Genomic DNA, 16408 nt, shown 5'->3' on the forward strand with positions numbered 1-16408 from the left:
GAGAACCAGCTAGCTCCTGGTTCGATTGGCATTTCACCCCTAACCACAACTCATCCGCCGATTTTTCAACATCGGTCGGTGCGGACCTCCACTTGGTGTTACCCAAGCTTCATCCTGGTCATGGTTAGATCACCAGGGTTCGGGTCTATAAACACTGATTTGTGCCCTCTTCAGACTCGCTTTCGCTTTGGCTTCGGTTGTTCACCTTAACCTACCAGTGCTTATAACTCGCCGGCTCATTCTTCAACAGGCACGCGGTCAGACGAACTATCGTCCTTCCACTGCTTGTAGGCTTGTGGTTTCATGTTCTTTTTCACTCCCCTTGTCGGGGTTCTTTTCACCTTTCCCTCGCGGTACTGTTTCGCTATCGGTCACACAGGAGTATTTAGCCTTACCTCGTGGTCGAGGCTGATTCAGATGGGATTTCACGTGCCCCATCCTACTCGGGATTCAGCTACTATCCTTAGATTTTCGACTACAGGACTTTCACCTTCTCTGGTGCATCTTTTCAATGCTTCGTCTAATCCTTAGATTCGCGCTCTGCTGTCCCACTACCCCAAAGAGCATGCTCTTTGGTTTAGGCTCTTCCCCGTTCGCTCACCACTACTTGGGGAATCTCGTTTGATTTCTTTTCCTCCAGCTACTTAGATGTTTCAGTTCGCTGGGTTCGCTCATACCTATCTATATATTCAATAGGCTGTATTTAGGGTTGCCCTATTCGGATATCTCCGGCTCAATGCTTGCTTCCAACTCCCCGGAGCGTTTCGTCGGTCACCACGTCCTTCTTCGCCTCTGTGTGCCTAGGTATCCACCAACAAGCCCTTATTCGCTTGACCACTTTACTATTGGTGTCTGTTATTAGTTAGTCGTTAGTTGTTAGTCGTTAGTTGTTTTTCACAAAAAACTACTATCTACTACCTACTCTCTACTAACTACCTGCTACATTCGCTTTCACTATGCAGTTTTCAAGGTTCTGGCTGGTTCTTCACCCAGCAGTCTAAAGCTAAACAACTTTGCTGTTTGTTTCAGATGCTGGAATTTACCCAATCTCTTATCTTACCACACTTGGCTTCCCGCCACAATAGCTATTCTACCACTTTTCCTCACTCTGTGCGAGTCCAATGATAAACAGCTTTATTGTTTTTTGTGTGCAGGTGGAGGTTAGGAGACTCGAACTCCTGACATCCTGCTTGCAAAGCAGGCGCTCTACCAACTGAGCTAAACCCCCATCAACAAGGCAAAAGTTCTAAGTTCAAAGGCAAAAGAAACTATATTTTTCTTTTTACTTTTGACTTTGCTCTTTTTACTTGCTTCAGGTGGGCCATCCTGGACTCGAACCAGGGACCTCACCCTTATCAGGGGTGCGCTCTAACCACCTGAGCTAATAGCCCATATTCCGAACCCTTTATAGTTTGAAAGCCTCACTCTTGCCTGCGTCCGACCTGGGATGACCAATTCACTACCTCAATACCTTGACTCTCGGTCAGTGAATGGGTAGGTCTCCCTTAAAAGGAGGTGATCCAGCCACACCTTCCGGTACGGCTACCTTGTTACGACTTCACCCCAGTCACCAGTCCTACCTTCGGCGTCCCCCTCTCCGAAGAGTTAGGGTAACGACTTCGGGCGTGACCAGCTTCCATGGTGTGACGGGCGGTGTGTACAAGGCCCGGGAACGAATTCACTGCAGTATGCTGACCTGCAATTACTAGCGATTCCGCCTTCACGCAGGCGAGTTGCAGCCTGCGATCTGAACTGAGCCCGAGTTTGTGAGATTTGCTTGCCATCGCTGGCTCGCTGCCCTTTGTCTCGAGCATTGTAGTACGTGTGTAGCCCAGGACGTAAGGGGCATGCTGACTTGACGTCATCCCCGCCTTCCTCCGGTTTGTCACCGGCAGTCTTCCTAGAGTGCCCATCCCAAATGCTGGCAACTAAGAACGAGGGTTGCGCTCGTTGCGGGACTTAACCCAACATCTCACGACACGAGCTGACGACAGCCATGCACCACCTGTGTTCCGGCTCCCGAAGGCACCCTCACCTTTCGGCAAGGTTCCGGACATGTCAAGCCCTGGTAAGGTTCTTCGCGTTGCATCGAATTAAACCACATACTCCACCGCTTGTGCGGGCCCCCGTCAATTCCTTTGAGTTTCACACTTGCGTGCGTACTCCCCAGGCGGGATACTTAACGCGTTAGCTACGGCACTGCTTGGGTCGATACAAGCAACGCCTAGTATCCATCGTTTACAGCTAGGACTACTGGGGTATCTAATCCCATTCGCTCCCCTAGCTTTCGTCTCTCAGTGTCAGTTGCAGCCTAGCAGAGCGCTTTCGCCACCGGTGTTCTTCCTGATCTCTACGCATTTCACCGCTACACCAGGAATTCCCTCTGCCCCGAATGCACTCTAGCTGTGTAGTTTCTACCGCCCTTATCATGTTAAGCATGACGCTTTGACAATAGACTTACACAGCCACCTACGGACGCTTTACGCCCAATCATTCCGGATAACGCTTGCATCCTCCGTATTACCGCGGCTGCTGGCACGGAGTTAGCCGATGCTGATTCCTCAAGTACCGTCAAATTTCTTCCTTGAGAAAAGAGGTTTACAACCCAAGAGCCTTCCTCCCTCACGCGGTATTGCTCCGTCAGGCTTTCGCCCATTGCGGAAAATTCCCCACTGCTGCCTCCCGTAGGAGTCTGGACCGTGTCTCAGTTCCAGTGTGGCTGATCATCCTCTCAGACCAGCTACTGATCGTCGCCTAGGTGGGCTCTTACCCCACCTACTAGCTAATCAGACGCGAGCTCATCTTCAGGCAATTAATCTTTCACCCATAGGCACATCCGGTATTAGCATCGGTTTCCCAATGTTGTCCCGAACCTAGAGCCAGATTCTCACGCGTTACTCACCCGTCCGCCACTAACTTCCGAAGAAGTCCGTTCGACTTGCATGTGTTAAGCATACCGCCAGCGTTCATCCTGAGCCAGGATCAAACTCTCCGTTTTGATTTCCTGGTGTAGAGACGTGCCATGGCGCGTCTCTACATTGTTCATCCGGCTGTTTATTTTTTGACCTCAGCCTCGGTCTTTATTCTTTACTCCCGCAGGCAAGTGCTTTATAATGGCTTTCAAAACTATATTGTTTTCATGGTTCGGTTGCCGCCCGAGCGGTTTTCTTTCGTGCCCGCTCCGAAGGCACTTTCTTATAGTAGCTACTCCACACCCCTTTGTCAACTATTTGAGAAAAAATTTTTCAGATTTTTTCGAGCGGTTAAAAAACCTAAATAAATCAAGGGTTTTGGGCTAAATTTTTCCTGGAGTTAGAGAAGGAAGCAATCAAGTTGTGAGCAATGTAGGAATTTTGCCCCCCTGGTTGGTGTTAGACCCTCTGTTACGTGATTGGTTATTAGAGGATATTGGTAGGGGCGATCGCACAACTCAATCTCTTCTATCTCAAGATGCTATTGAAGGACAAGCGGAGTGGATCGCAAAAGCGCCTGGGGTAGTAGCTGGTTTACCAGTAGCAGCACGGGTATTTCAACTATTGAATGAAAAAGTTAGCTTTGAAGCGTTTGCAGTTGAGGGTGAATACTGTCAGCAGGGACAGGTGGTAGCACAGATGCATGGTTCCTTGGCTGCATTATTGATCGGGGAACGGGTAGCGCTGAACTTGGCGATGCGTTTAAGTGGAATTGCAACAGTAACTCGTCAGTATGTCGAAAAGATAGCCGATTTACCCACTCAGTTTGTGGATACGCGCAAAACTACACCAGGTTTAAGAATTTTAGAAAAATATGCAACTCAGACAGGAGGAGCGATAAATCATCGGATGGGACTAGATGATGCAGTGATGATCAAAGACAACCATATTGCAGCAGCAAAGGGAATTGGAGAAGCTATTTCCCGTATTCGTTTTCACATTCCTTATCCACTGACAATTGAAGTAGAGACGGAAACCTTAGAACAGGTGCAAGAAGCATTACGCCACAAAGCTGACATTATTATGCTGGACAATATGCCTCTTGATACGATGCGGGAGGCTGTACAGATGATTCGCCTAGAAAATAGTCACGTGAAAATCGAGGCTTCTGGCAATATTACCCTGGAAACTATTCGTGCTGTGGCACAGACAGGTGTGGACTATATTTCTAGCAGTGCACCGATTACGCAGTCGAAGTGGTTGGATTTGAGCATGAAGATTCAATAGGTTACTACCATATGGGTAATCACTTGCAGCGATCGCATTCGAGCATGTCACAGCCTAATAGCATTGGTAGTGTCTAGGGGTAGATTGTCCTCCCAGATTGCAGATATTGAAATCTACCCGAAGGTAATTTAGAGGCAACAGCGATCGCAAGTAAACTTTCAAAGCGATCTAATTTTTTATACTTGCTAATTTTTATGGTAGATATTTATATTCTTGACCTATTTATTATTGGTCTGCTGTTACTACTTGTAACTTTAGGCTCTGGTTGGATTTCGCGTTTACCTCTTTCTTTTGCTCTCATCTATCTAGTGGTTGGTGTTATCTTAGGCCCTTATGGCTTTGGACTGGTTCAATTGCGACGCGATGAAATATTTAATGCCGAAGTGCTAGAACGTCTCACGGAATTTGTAGTGATTATTTCTGTTTTTAGTTGCGGTTTAAAAATTGTTCGTCCTTTAGGCTGGCGGTCTTGGAACATCACAACGCGGCTGATTGCATTATTGATGCCAATTTCCATTTTTGGGATAGCTGCTGTAGGCAAACTATTTTTAAATATGAATTGGGGAGAGGCAATTTTATTAGGAGCAATTCTTGCACCCACAGACCCAGTATTAGCTTCAGAAGTTCAACTGACTGATACAGAAGATCAAGACGAATTGCGTTTTGGTTTAACTTCTGAAGGCGGATTAAATGATGCTTTAGCTTTTCCTTTTGTTTATTTCGGACTTTATGCGCTAAAAGATAACAACTGGGGCAATTGGTTTAAATCTTGGGTAGGTGTTGATTTAATTTGGGCTATTGCTGCTGGTATTGCTATGGGATTTGTTGTTGCCAAAGCAATAGTGTGGATTGATAAAAAAATCCAAAAACGCCGTCCTGCTGATGAATTAATGGAAGATTTTATTGCCATTAGCACAATTTTGCTAACTTACTCTTTGACAGAAATCGTGAATGGTTATGGATTTTTAGCAGTATTTGTAGCTGGACTAGTTGTCCAAAGGAGTTACAAAAATCAAGAAAAAACATTGGCACAATTAGAATTTATAGAACGAGTAGAAAAGCTATTAGAAATAGGGACAATTTTACTATTGGGAGCAATATTATTATGGAAACCAATGCTCAATTATGCTGTCCAATCTTTATTAGTAATAGTGTTTTTGTTTCTTATCATTCGACCTCTGGGAACTTGGCTAAGCACAATTGGTAAACGCTCGCCATCTTTGCGGCGTCGCTTTTTGCATCCAGGAACTCGGTGGTTATTTGGTTGGTTTGGCATTCGCGGCGTTGGCTCTTTATATTATCTTGGTTATGCTTTAGGTAAGGGTTTAGAAGGTGAAAGTGCTGAGCAAATTTCCTGGATTACCTACACTACTATTGTTGCTTCTGTGATTGTGCACGGAATTAGTGCAACTCCATTGATGAATTTGTATGAGCGCTATATTGCTGAACGTAGAGAATTTCATCCACCCGCGACAATTGATGAATTTGAGTGATTATCCATAATCAACAAAATACTCTATATCTTTTGCGACTGTGCAATTCAAAGTGATGACGCAACCAGCTGCATTCAAAGCTTATGTAGACCGACGACTACAGCGTTGTTTTAAGGGGATCGTTACTTATCGAGGTATTTTAGAACTGATTGAAAAATGGGTTTAAGTATAACGAACCTCAAATGTCAGAGGAGTTGCAAAAGGAGCAGGAGCGATCGCACAATTAACCTTAATTCAATAGAAACGAAAAAGCCTGCACAGGCAGGCTTTGTTTATGTAGCCTCAGACTTCCAGTCTGTAGGCGCATTATCCATTCGCTTACTTACTTATTAATTCCAAACACCGACCCAACTGTTGACTTAAGCGAACCCCAGCCATCCTTGACAGTTTGAGCAATAGGATGCTTAGTCTGCAAAAATACCCGCGCACAGTTGCGTCCTGGCATTCCGGAAATGGAACCACCTGGATGAGTCCCTGCACCAGTCAAGAATAAATTCTCAATAGGCGTTTTGTAGTTTGCCAATTCTGGCAAGGGACGGAAAAACACCATCTGATCCAGTGTCATATCAACGTGGTAGTAATTCCCTTTGTACGCACCTAATCTTTCACCCAATTCTGCCGGACTTTCGACGCGACGGGCAATAGTTGCGTTTTTCACATTCGGCGCGTAGGCTGCTAACTTTTCTATCACCCTGTCAGCAACTTTATTTTTCAGTTCATCCGTCCAACCAGTTCCATTCAAACCAGTGCCTTCTGCACCAGCAATTTGATAGGGGGCGAAAAATTCAATCCATACAGTATGTTTGCTTGGTGGTGCCATTGACGGATCTAACATTGTTGGCACTACCACATACATTGATGGGTCAGAGTCGGGAATCTCTCCCAAGGTACATTTACTATGGGCTTGTTCGACGTGAGCAACTGAATCTGCTATCAATACAGATCCAATTAGATATTCATCTTTATGTTCGTGGTGTTCAAAGCGCAATGGTTCGTTTAATGCCAAGTCTATCTTCAGAATGGTTTCGTTGTTGTTGACGATGCGGCGTTCTAATCTTTCCCACAAATCTGGATCGGCTGCATCCACATCGCTTTTGTCCATCAATTGCAAAAATAGACGCTTGGCATCAATGTTGGAAATTACCCCATGTTTAGCACGATATTCTCTACCATTTGCCGCTTGCACACCTACAGCACGACCATCATCTATCAAAATTTTCTGAACTTGCTGATCCGTCAGGATGACACCACCTTTACTTCTTACCAAGTTCACTAAAGCTTGCACCAAAGCACCCGTACCGCCACGAGGTCTTGCCATACCAGGGTTGTGGCGCATTGCCATCATAATGGCACCAATCGCAATGGTTTTCTGTGAAGGCGGTGCACCAAGTTCGGAAGCAAGTCTTGCCAAAGGTGCTTTCAGAAATTCCTCATCAAACCACTCATTGAGGAGATCCTCTGCGCTGGTCATCATATTACGAACAAAGTCCAGCGTCTTGTTAGGAGAACCAATTACCGAGAATAAATCCTTTATTTTGGTAATGTCATAATTACCCAAGATATCAAGAATTGACTTTGGGGGTGCGTTAAACATGGGAATCATTGCACCCAATGCCCGTTGCCAGTAATCTGTGAATTCTGCATATTTTTTGGCATCACGTTCGTTGTAACGGGCGATTTCTGCACAAGTCTTTTCTATTGACTTATGACCTAAAAAATATTTGCCATCAGGATGAGGACAAAATACGACTGGATCGCATTCTAAATATTCCAAGCCATATTTCTCTAGTTCTAATTCTTGAACTACTGGCCCAAGGTGAATAAATTCGTGGTCAATAGCACATAAATTAAATTTGAATCCTGGTGCTTCTTTTGGTAAACATTCTTCAGTCGTGGCAGCACCCCCAGGAACTGAACGCTTTTCCAATAGCAAAACGCTATACCCAGCTTTTAATAAATAGGCAGCACAAACTAATCCATTGTGTCCTGCACCAATAATTACAACGTCATACTCTTGCATAGTGAAAACTTTTGAAGGAAATAGGTGCCTTTCTAATGTTAGAAATACGTTACAAATAGTACATCATTCATCAGTTATATAAATTTACAATTTACTAAATATCTTTGGAAATAAGACTTTTGATGCTTGTTAAATAGTAACAATCAATATAAGCCAATAAAAAATTAAAATATGATTTTTACTTTTTCAAAAGTATCTTTTTCTTCTGTTTCCGCCAATGACTAAGCTGATGTGTATCTAAATAGCAGGTTTTTCGTTAAAACAGTTACTAGTTATTTTTACTTTTTCTTTGTTGAATACAAATGACTAATGACTAAGGACAAATATTTCAAATAAAACCCCACCTTTAAGGTGGGGAAAGTTTCAACTATGTGATGCCGAAAATTGCACGTTTATTACAGAGCGTTACCACGAGGCAGAACTTCCTCAGGGAATACAAATTTCTCGTGCGGTTGATCTTGAGGAGCCATCCAAGCCCGGATACCCTCGTTCAGCAAAATGTTTTTGGTATAGAAAGTTTCAAACTCTGGGTCTTCGGCTGCTCTTAATTCTTGAGAGACGAAGTCGTAAGCTCGCAGGTTGAGTGCTAAGCCGACAATGCCAATGGCACTCATCCACAAACCCGTCACTGGCACGAACAACATGAAGAAGTGCAGCCAGCGCTTGTTGGAGAAAGCAATACCGAAAATCTGTGACCAGAAACGGTTTGCTGTCACCATTGAGTAGGTTTCTTCGGCTTGAGTGGGGTTGAAGGCGCGGAAGGTGTTTGCCGCTTCGCCGTCTTCAAATAGGGTGTTTTCAACTGTGGCACCGTGAATCGCACACAACAGCGCTCCACCGAGTACACCCGCGACTCCCATCATGTGGAAGGGGTTGAGTGTCCAGTTGTGGAACCCTTGCAAGAACAGCAAGAAACGGAAGATTGCTGCGACGCCAAAGCTGGGTGCAAAGAACCAGCTTGACTGTCCCAACGGGTACATCAAGAATACACTCACGAACACCGCGATCGGCGCAGAAAAGGCGATGGCGTTGTAAGGACGAATTCCTACCAATCGCGCAATTTCAAATTGACGCAGCATGAAGCCAATTAAACCAAAGGCTCCGTGCAGTGCTACGAATGGCCACAATCCACCCAATTGACACCAACGGGTGAAGTCGCCTTGGGCTTCTGGTCCCCACAACAGCAACAATGAGTGTCCCATTGCGTCGGCGGGAGTTGATACGGCTACTGTCAAGAAGTTGCACCCTTCCAGGTAGGAGGAGGCTAAGCCGTGGGTGTACCAGCTGGTTACGAAGGTTGTCCCGGTTAGCCATCCGCCTAGTGCTAAAAATGCACAGGGGAATAGCAATAAACCAGACCAGCCTACGAATACGAAGCGATCGCGCTTCAACCAGTCGTCGAGAACGTCAAACCACCCTCTGCTACTGGGGGTGCGTCCTAGTGCGATCGTCATTAGAGCAAATCTCCAAATTTATAAGTACAGGTTTTTGCTTCTGCATATAGACTGCCAGTTTTTGGCTGTCTATACACATAATGTAAACCAGGTTGTCAATCTAGTTTACAATTTTTTACTCACTTTAATCATATTATGTGTTGTTCACTAATTTTTCCAGTATTTTTTTAACTGAACTTAATTTTTGGAAAAGAAAAATTTAAATTAAAAAGGTAATTTATTTTTAAAATTTGATTGTTTATTAAATGGTACAGATATTTATAAACTCTAAAAAGGAGTCGCCAATCCTCAACGAAATTTATCCCTTCTGCCCTCTGCTTCCTGTCTTCTGCCTTCTTCAAGCTAAAATGAGACCTAAAGTTAAATAAATTTGAAGTTAAATGTTCACAATCGATTTAACCGTAAGAAACACTCCCTTCCCGATATCGGTACAACGCAAGACTGCTGAGGATGCAGAAGCTGTTTATCAATTAGTGTTAGCAGCGATGACTTCTGGTAAGCCTGAGATTGTGGAACTCAAGTGCGAGGGCAAAACAGAGAAAAAAATCGCCGTACGTGCTAGTGAAATTTCCGGAGTGCAGGTAGTACAAAAAGATGGTGCAGCCACTGCTAGTGGCAGACCACCTGGTTTCTTCGCCCTCACCTCTGAATAAAGAGGTAGCGGTTTAGAAATGACGGAACTAGGCATCAAGGTAAAAGATCTAGACTTCAGCTGGCCTTCTGGAGAGAAAGTAATCAAATCTTGCTCTCTAGAAGTACCCAAAGGAGAATTCTGGATGCTGTTGGGTACAAATGGCAGTGGCAAATCAACATTACTGAGATTGCTGGCGGGATTATTAGCTCCCCAGTCCGGTGAGATTGGGATATTGCATCCGATTGGCTTTGTTTTCCAAAATCCCGATCATCAATTAGTGATGCCTACTGTTGGTGCGGATGTGGCTTTTGGACTGGTAGAAGAAAAACTGCCACTAGCTACTGTGAGAGCAAGGGTTGAGGAGGCATTAGCAGCGGTGAATTTGCTGGGACTGCAACGACGTCCTATCTATGCTTTGAGTGGAGGACAGAAACAGCGAGTAGCGATCGCCGGTGCTTTAGCTCGTCATTGTGCAGTCTTACTATTAGATGAACCCACTGCTTTACTCGATCCAGATAGCCAACTTGAATTGGTGGCTAGTGTCCGTAAATTAGTCAAAAGTCGAGGTATTACGGCCCTTTGGGTGACGCATCGCCTAGACGAATTAAATTACTGTGATGGCGCTTTTTTGTTAGAAAGAGGCTCTTTGGTAGATCAAGGAGAAGCTCACCGCCTCAAACAGCGTCTGATGCAGTTGCATGATGAAGCCTCGTAATTGTCATGAGTCATTGGTCATTGGTCATTAGTTGTTAGCCAAGGACAATAACTAATGACAAATGACCTTTTCAGGCAAGTTTTGTGAAGCTATTGATTTTTTTGGCTTTGTAACACAGTGTTACAAGGGATGGTTGAATTACTATAAAAGTTATGAATGAATTTTGTTAACTCTAGAAAATTGTGATTCAAAACCATGTCCCGTTCCTTAACCCAAGCCGTTCTGCTTGTGGACGGCTATAACATCATTGGCGCTTGGTCTTGCCTGAAAAAAACTCGCGCTCGCGCTGGGCTAGAGGCAGCACGCTGGGAATTGGTAGAAGCTATGACTAGTTATAGCGCATTTCAAGGATACGAGACACTTGTTGTTTTTGATGCCCAATATCAAAATACAAGTAGCAATAAAGAAGTCATTACAGAGCTTTTATCCGTTTATTATACTGATTTTGGTCAGACGGCAGACACCTATATAGAAAAAGCCTGTGCGTCTTTGCGTTCCTCTATAGCCCAATCTCTGATTTCTCGTGTGATTGTTGCCACATCAGATCGGGCACAGCAGCTAATGATCCAGGGGTATGGAGCTGAATGGCTATCGGCACAACAACTGTGTCAAGAAGTGCAAGCCACAGTTTGCCGGGTTCGGCAAAAGTATCAACCACGTAAAAAATCCAATAGTAGATTTTTAGCCAATTCCATTGATGCCAAGGCGCGGCAGCGTTTAGCTGAACTGCGAATGGAATTAAAGTAGGTATGTTATATAAACTTAGCCTCTACTAGCTGTGTGAGTTGAGAGCGACATAGTGGTGTGAAAATTATTAAAGTCAAACTGCTACTCAAAATTTTTTAGAAAAATTTTTCCAAAGGTACTTGCCATTTTCTATAGTTTGGTACTAATATTATTAATCGTGACGTTCCTCAGTAGCTCAGTGGTAGAGCGGTCGGCTGTTAACCGATTGGTCGCAGGTTCGAATCCTGCCTGGGGAGTTAAATTGTAGAGACGCGGTATGCCGCATCTCTACATTGTTTATTAGATGAATTCATGTTCAAGGATACCAAATCTCAGTATCACAAAGTTAAATGGGCTGATTTGTGGTCGCTTGATCCAGGAGTGACTTTTGTTAATCATGGTTCTTTTGGTGCCTGTCCGATTGCAGTGCTAGCTGTTCAGCAAAATTTGCGATCGCAACTCGAACAGGAACCACTACGATTTTTCACGAGGGAGTGGGAACCACTTTTGGATGAGGCTAAGAGCAAATTAGCGGCGTTTGTGGGTGTTGGTGCTGAGGATTTGGTATTTGTCCCGAATGCAACCACTGGTGTAAATTCGGTGTTGCGTTCCCTGATTTTTCATCCCGGAGACGAAATACTCACAACTAACCACGAATACAACGCTTGTCGTAATGCGCTTGATTTTATTGCCAGTCGTACAGGTGCGCGGGTGGTAGTAGTAAAGATTCCTTTTCCGCTCGATTCGCCTCAGCAAGTTGTAGAAGCAGTAATAGAGCAAGTTTCATCCAAAACAAGATTAGCACTGCTGGATCATATCACCAGTCAAACAGGGTTAATCTTTCCTCTACGGGAGTTGGTGCAAAAATTGCAAGCAATGGGTGTGGATACACTTGTAGATGGTGCTCACGCGCCAGGGATGATACCTCTAAACTTGCAAGAAATTGGTGCGACTTATTACACCGGAAATTGTCATAAATGGCTGTGTGCGCCCAAGGGAGCAGCATTTTTGTACGTACGACGAGATAAACAGCCAGAAATTCGTCCACTAACAATCAGCCACGGTGCTAACTCATCACGCACTGATAAAAGTCGCTTTCAATTGGAATTTGACTGGACGGGGACAGACGATCCCACAGCTTATATGTGCGTACCAGAAGCGATCGCCTTTATGGGTTCGCTGTTACCTGGTGGCTGGGATGAATTGAGACAGTGCAATCATCAACTTGTTTTGCAAGCAAGACAGCTACTTTGTGAAGCACTGCAAGTATTGCCACCATGTCTCGATGAGATGATCGGCTCAATGGCGGTTATACCTATGCCTGCTGCTTTGGAAAACCGCAGTTTTATGTCTATACGCGATGAGTTATTTGATCGGTTTGGTATTCAGGTACAGGTAGTTCCTTGGCATGAGACACCAAAATTACTGGTGAGAATTTCAGCGCAGATTTACAACACAATCGAGGAGTATGAATATTTAGGCAGAGCGTTGCTAGAGTTGTTGGCTGAGAATGGCAATTAATTATCTTACGATACCAAGTCACATAATTTATGTATCAGTTCGCAAAGGCATGATGTGGCTAATGCTATATTTCCGAGAATTATGGACAAGTTTGACATAAAGCGATCACAATTTCCTCCGCCGACTCATTCAAAAGCAAACTCCCACAGGAGAAGATCAAGGCGTTATCCGAAAACTGGTGCGAAAAGAAATCTTGACTCAACAAGGCAATGCTTTGCAACTGCCTTTAGTGCAAAAATTTATAGAACAGGTAGTAGAAGAACAATTGTATTGATTTAACCTGCGACTGATGAACTGCCTCGCTGACTCTGACTTATTTGATTGGTAGGAGTACAGAGTAATTTTGCAGGAGCAGAAGTAATGCAGATACAACTTAAGCCAATCAATCAGCAAGTTGTCGCGATAGTAGGGGCTTCTAGTGGTATTGGGCGAAATGCGGCTTTGCAGTTTGGCAGTCGAGGTGCAAAGGTAGTAGTTGCGGCTCGCAGCCAGCCTGGATTAGAGTCTTTAGTGGCAGAGATTCAGAAAATGGGTGGTGAAGCAACCGCCGTAGTCGCAGATGTAACGGTGTTCGAGCAAGTAAAGGCGATCGCAGATAAAGCGGTTGAGCAATACGGGCGTCTCGATACTTGGGTACATAATGCCGCTGTGGAACTATATGCTGCTTTTGAGGTGACAACACCAGAGGAATTTAAGCGCGTCATTGATGTCAACTTGATGGGACAAGTATATGGCGCGATGGCGGCGCTACCCCATCTCAAGCGCGAAGGACGTGGGGCATTAATTCATGTTACGTCGGTGGAGGCAAGGCGTAGTCTACCATTACAAAGTGCCTACGCTGCATCAAAACACGGGGTAGATGGCTTTTTGGAATCTCTGCGTGTTGAATTGATGCATGAAAAGCTACCTATTAGCGTTACGAATATCATGCCAGCTTCTATCAATACACCCTTGTTTAATAAGGCACGTACCAAATTGGGAGTAAAGCCTGTGGGAGTACCGCCGATTTACCAGCCTAGCTTGGTTGCTAAAGCTATTGTTGAATGTGCCGAACGTCCAAAACGCGATGTTGTTGTTGGTGATGCTGGCAAAATGATTCTTGCAGCTCAACGAATTTCGCCGAGTCTAGTGGATGCTTACATGGTGCGTAAAGCTTTTAGTGGGCAACGAACTAATGAGCCGAAGTCAGAAACTTCACCTGACAATCTTTACGAACCAATTCAAGGTTACGACACAATAGAGGGTGACTTTAGCGACAAAGCACGAACTTGGAGCTTTTAGATTACTTTTTTGTTGTATGAGTTTGAGTTTAAGCGATCGCGCATCAAGCTGTTGTGGTGAGATGCGCGTTTTTTTGGCAAGGGAGAGTTCCCAAATTCAAAAATTTGATAACTTTATATAATTTACTACTTTTGTAAGTAGTTATATCCTTCTTGCGGGTTTTGTGCTTACTACAACACCAGTATTAGCCTAAATGAGGATGGAGACATCAAGCTATATTTACATGAATGGAGTCTGTGGTTTGTTGGGAAATTCACAGCTTTGGTTTTTGATTTTATTGATCAAATAGAATCTCAAAAATAGGGGGGAAAAAAAGCGCTAATGGAAATATGGTTCCACATTAATTGGCAAGAAATGTTTATTCCTAGCATCTCCGTTGCTGAACTGATTATACGTGGCTCGTTGGTTTACTTAGCACTGTTTTCGGTTTTGCGCTTACTTCCAAGCCGACAGCTAGGAACGCTAGGAATAGCAGATTTACTTGTGGTTGTGCTGTTTGCAGAAGCAGCTCAAAACGCAATGGCAAGTAACTATACATCGATTACTGAAGGAGCCATTTTGGTTGGAACTGTAATTTTTTGGAGTTATTTCCTGAACTGGTTGGGGTATCAAGTTCCTGCGTTTCAACGCTTCCTTAACCCACCACCACTGCTACTGGTGAAAAATGGTCGCATCATAGATCGTCACATGAAACGAGAACTGATTACCGAACAAGAATTGATGAGCCAGTTACGCCAGCAGGGTGTGGAATCTCTCAAAGATGTAAAAAGAGCATTTATGGAAGCAGATGGTAGTATTAGTATCATCCGCTATGAGTCAAAAATTAATTCTGCGCCTCAGCAAAATGAGCAAGAAGTTAAGAGTTAGAAGTCCCAACCCTACGCATCACGAGTGAAATATCACTGTTAGCAACGGCAGTAATGCCAAGAGAAACCTATTCCAAAATTGCGTGTTAAACTCTGAGATTGGTTCTGGTTGCCCTAACAGAGCTTCTATCCTTTGCTCTAAACGTTCTGCGCTATTAGACGCCAAGGCTGCACAGCAGATTTCTGGGCTCACAGGTGGAGTACTTACTACTAACACTAATGATTCTGCTAGTAGTAAAGGATCTACTTGCAGTGCAGCGTGAGCGTCAGCACGTAGTTCACGCAAGACCAAAAGTTCTTGCCACAATGCTTCTGTATTAGGCAACCAAACCGTACAGGAACGCACCCAACCCAACCAGAAAAACCAGAATGTATCTCTGTAATAGTAGTGCCCCTGTTCATGAGCCAAGACTGTCTCTAAATGGGCAGGAGAGAGAATTTGTAGTAATCCTTGGCTAAGGACAAGTTCGGGTTGCCAAAAACCAATTTGACCTGCAAACAATGCTCCTGTGTTCAGCAGCCGCACTTGTTTGCTTGCGATATTGACCAGAGGACAGCTACGGGTAGATTTTACTGATCGCCATCCTTGCCATGCCCGTTTTAAGCATAAAATGGCAAAAAATCCCAGACAGCTTAATGCCACTACATAGCCAAAGCAGCCTGTCTGCAAACCCCCCATTTTCCCCTGAGGGCCCATGCACAGTAAAGCGATCGCTGTCATGAAAAGTAGCAAGGGGGGGAAGAGAAAGAAAAATAGCGCTCGTCGCCATCTTTCAGCCCAAGAACCTTGAAAATCCGTCCAAGAGCATCTGAACCAGCAAGCAAGTGTCAAAGCAGCGAAAATCATCAACAGATGCATTACTTTTCCTCCCTTGCTTGCCGTGCGGCTTGAATGCGTTTGGCGATCGCTTGGATTTTCTCATTTGCCACTTCATCTAAACTATCTGCAAAAGCGGCGACAACATCAGGATTTCCTACTGCTAGAAATCGGTGTAATTGTTCGTGCGCTTTAATCATTTCGGCTTGCTGCTTGGTCAGCAACGGTCGCCAATAAAATGCTCGTCCTTTTTTGTCACAAGCCAACCAGCCTTTTTCGGTGAGACGACGCAGCACCGTAGTCACAGAAGTATATGCCAGTTCTCGGTTGGGGTCAGCCAAGATGCGATCGTGTACATCTTTGACTGTAACTGAACCAAGTTCCCAGATGATATGCAATATTTCTGCTTCTAACGGGCCTAGAGACAATTGTTTGGGGCGGTAGTCAGGTAATGGTGCCATATGGATTGTTGGTAGTTGGTAGTTGGTTGATGGTTGGTAGTTGCTAGTTGGTTTGAACAAACAACAAACAACAAACAACAAACAACAACTAAACTAAATTTCTTATCGGTTCGATAAGTTTATTAAATTAAAAGAGCAAAAACAGGTTTTTACGTCTGTTCTTTTTTGAGATTAACGTTGATTTTCTCACTTGTCGGCTGCTATGTTAACAGCAGCATTAT

Annotated in this window: 12 protein-coding genes, 3 tRNA genes and 2 rRNA genes (1 of these 17 only partly in view); 9 read left to right on the forward strand and 8 right to left on the reverse strand. The window is 44.3% G+C overall.

All coding sequences use genetic code 11. The features are described from left to right. From FIS9605_RS0110500 to FIS9605_RS0110515, 4 genes are all read right to left on the reverse strand, one after another. Window positions 1-836: ribosomal RNA gene (locus FIS9605_RS0110500) — 23S ribosomal RNA — on the reverse strand; it reaches 1992 nt to the left of the window's first position. Window positions 837-1155: 319 nt separating this feature from the next. After that, window positions 1156-1228 (reverse strand) — tRNA-Ala (locus tag FIS9605_RS0110505). An 89-nt stretch (window positions 1229-1317) separates the two neighbouring features. Further along, a tRNA-Ile gene (locus FIS9605_RS0110510) sits at window positions 1318-1391 on the reverse strand. A 117-nt stretch (window positions 1392-1508) separates the two neighbouring features. Further along, window positions 1509-2998, reverse strand: a 16S ribosomal RNA gene (locus FIS9605_RS0110515). Together the 16S and 23S rRNA genes with 2 tRNA genes alongside form the textbook arrangement of a ribosomal RNA operon. Window positions 2999-3335: 337 nt before the next feature. On the opposite strand from FIS9605_RS0110515, the gene nadC reads away from it, so the two are divergent. Continuing rightward, window positions 3336-4199, forward strand: a complete 864-nt coding sequence (nadC, locus tag FIS9605_RS0110520) for a carboxylating nicotinate-nucleotide diphosphorylase (RefSeq protein ID WP_026732558.1) — start codon at window positions 3336-3338, stop codon at window positions 4197-4199. Between the two features lie 194 nt (window positions 4200-4393). After that, complete coding sequence (locus FIS9605_RS0110525) at window positions 4394-5692, forward strand: cation:proton antiporter (RefSeq protein WP_026732559.1); 1299 nt, start codon at window positions 4394-4396, stop codon at window positions 5690-5692. 322 nt (window positions 5693-6014) lie between these two features. On the opposite strand, the gene crtO is transcribed toward FIS9605_RS0110525, so the two are convergent. Beyond that, entirely contained in the window at window positions 6015-7712 is a 1698-nt protein-coding gene (crtO, locus tag FIS9605_RS0110535) for a beta-carotene ketolase CrtO (protein WP_026732560.1), read from the reverse strand. 395 nt (window positions 7713-8107) lie between these two features. Continuing rightward, window positions 8108-9166 (reverse strand): photosystem II D2 protein (photosystem q(a) protein), encoded by a 1059-nt coding sequence (gene psbD, locus FIS9605_RS0110540; RefSeq protein ID WP_026732136.1) that lies wholly within the window; start codon window positions 9164-9166, stop codon window positions 8108-8110. A 380-nt stretch (window positions 9167-9546) separates the two neighbouring features. Between psbD and FIS9605_RS0110545 the strand changes: the two genes are divergently transcribed. The 7 genes from FIS9605_RS0110545 to FIS9605_RS0110580 all read left to right on the forward strand — a co-directional run bounded on the left by FIS9605_RS0110545 (window position 9547) and on the right by FIS9605_RS0110580 (window position 14910). Next, entirely contained in the window at window positions 9547-9819 is a 273-nt protein-coding gene (locus FIS9605_RS0110545) for a hypothetical protein (RefSeq protein WP_026732561.1), read from the forward strand. Window positions 9820-9837: 18 nt separating this feature from the next. Continuing rightward, window positions 9838-10515 carry an ABC transporter ATP-binding protein gene (locus tag FIS9605_RS0110550; RefSeq protein WP_026732562.1) on the forward strand — a complete coding sequence of 226 codons (678 nt, stop codon included), beginning with the start codon at window positions 9838-9840 and terminating at the stop codon, window positions 10513-10515. Between the two features lie 195 nt (window positions 10516-10710). Next, window positions 10711-11262, forward strand: a complete 552-nt coding sequence (locus FIS9605_RS0110555) for an NYN domain-containing protein (RefSeq protein ID WP_026732563.1) — start codon at window positions 10711-10713, stop codon at window positions 11260-11262. Window positions 11263-11426: 164 nt separating this feature from the next. Beyond that, window positions 11427-11498, forward strand: a tRNA-Asn gene (locus tag FIS9605_RS0110560). Window positions 11499-11553: 55 nt separating this feature from the next. Beyond that, entirely contained in the window at window positions 11554-12762 is a 1209-nt protein-coding gene (locus tag FIS9605_RS0110565; RefSeq protein WP_026732564.1) for an aminotransferase class V-fold PLP-dependent enzyme, read from the forward strand. Window positions 12763-13122: 360 nt separating this feature from the next. Beyond that, window positions 13123-14043: an SDR family oxidoreductase gene (locus FIS9605_RS0110575; RefSeq protein WP_026732565.1), complete on the forward strand. Its 921-nt coding sequence runs from the start codon at window positions 13123-13125 to the stop codon at window positions 14041-14043. A 321-nt stretch (window positions 14044-14364) separates the two neighbouring features. Next, window positions 14365-14910, forward strand: coding sequence for a DUF421 domain-containing protein (locus FIS9605_RS0110580; protein WP_026732566.1), 546 nt, complete (start codon window positions 14365-14367; stop codon window positions 14908-14910). Between the two features lie 18 nt (window positions 14911-14928). On the opposite strand, the gene FIS9605_RS0110585 is transcribed toward FIS9605_RS0110580, so the two are convergent. Together FIS9605_RS0110585 and FIS9605_RS0110590 are read right to left on the reverse strand one after the other, a co-directional pair. Further along, window positions 14929-15768, reverse strand: a complete 840-nt coding sequence (locus FIS9605_RS0110585; RefSeq protein WP_026732567.1) for a M56 family metallopeptidase — start codon at window positions 15766-15768, stop codon at window positions 14929-14931. Beyond that, window positions 15768-16187, reverse strand: a complete 420-nt coding sequence (locus FIS9605_RS0110590) for a BlaI/MecI/CopY family transcriptional regulator (protein WP_026732568.1) — start codon at window positions 16185-16187, stop codon at window positions 15768-15770. The genes FIS9605_RS0110585 and FIS9605_RS0110590 overlap by 1 nt, the downstream gene beginning before the upstream one ends. Between the last annotated feature and the right edge of the window lie 221 nt (window positions 16188-16408).

Origin of the sequence: Fischerella sp. PCC 9605 (genome assembly GCF_000517105.1) — a bacterium.
Taxonomy (GTDB): Bacteria; Cyanobacteriota; Cyanobacteriia; order Cyanobacteriales; family Nostocaceae; genus PCC9605.

What these genes read in the sequence shown, in the direction of transcription:
- FIS9605_RS0110590 (WP_026732568.1), bottom strand. Translation starts at nt 16,187, where the DNA reads ATGGCACCATTACCTGACTACCGCCCCAAACAATTGTCTCTAGGCCCG.
- FIS9605_RS0110585 (WP_026732567.1), bottom strand. Translation starts at nt 15,768, where the DNA reads ATGCATCTGTTGATGATTTTCGCTGCTTTGACACTTGCTTGCTGGTTC.
- FIS9605_RS0110545 (WP_026732561.1), top strand. Translation starts at nt 9,547, where the DNA reads ATGTTCACAATCGATTTAACCGTAAGAAACACTCCCTTCCCGATATCG.
- FIS9605_RS0110555 (WP_026732563.1), top strand. Translation starts at nt 10,711, where the DNA reads ATGTCCCGTTCCTTAACCCAAGCCGTTCTGCTTGTGGACGGCTATAAC.
- FIS9605_RS0110550 (WP_026732562.1), top strand. Translation starts at nt 9,838, where the DNA reads ATGACGGAACTAGGCATCAAGGTAAAAGATCTAGACTTCAGCTGGCCT.
- psbD (WP_026732136.1), bottom strand. Translation starts at nt 9,166, where the DNA reads ATGACGATCGCACTAGGACGCACCCCCAGTAGCAGAGGGTGGTTTGAC.
- crtO (WP_026732560.1), bottom strand. Translation starts at nt 7,712, where the DNA reads ATGCAAGAGTATGACGTTGTAATTATTGGTGCAGGACACAATGGATTA.
- FIS9605_RS0110525 (WP_026732559.1), top strand. Translation starts at nt 4,394, where the DNA reads ATGGTAGATATTTATATTCTTGACCTATTTATTATTGGTCTGCTGTTA.
- FIS9605_RS0110565 (WP_026732564.1), top strand. Translation starts at nt 11,554, where the DNA reads ATGTTCAAGGATACCAAATCTCAGTATCACAAAGTTAAATGGGCTGAT.
- FIS9605_RS0110580 (WP_026732566.1), top strand. Translation starts at nt 14,365, where the DNA reads ATGGAAATATGGTTCCACATTAATTGGCAAGAAATGTTTATTCCTAGC.
- FIS9605_RS0110575 (WP_026732565.1), top strand. Translation starts at nt 13,123, where the DNA reads ATGCAGATACAACTTAAGCCAATCAATCAGCAAGTTGTCGCGATAGTA.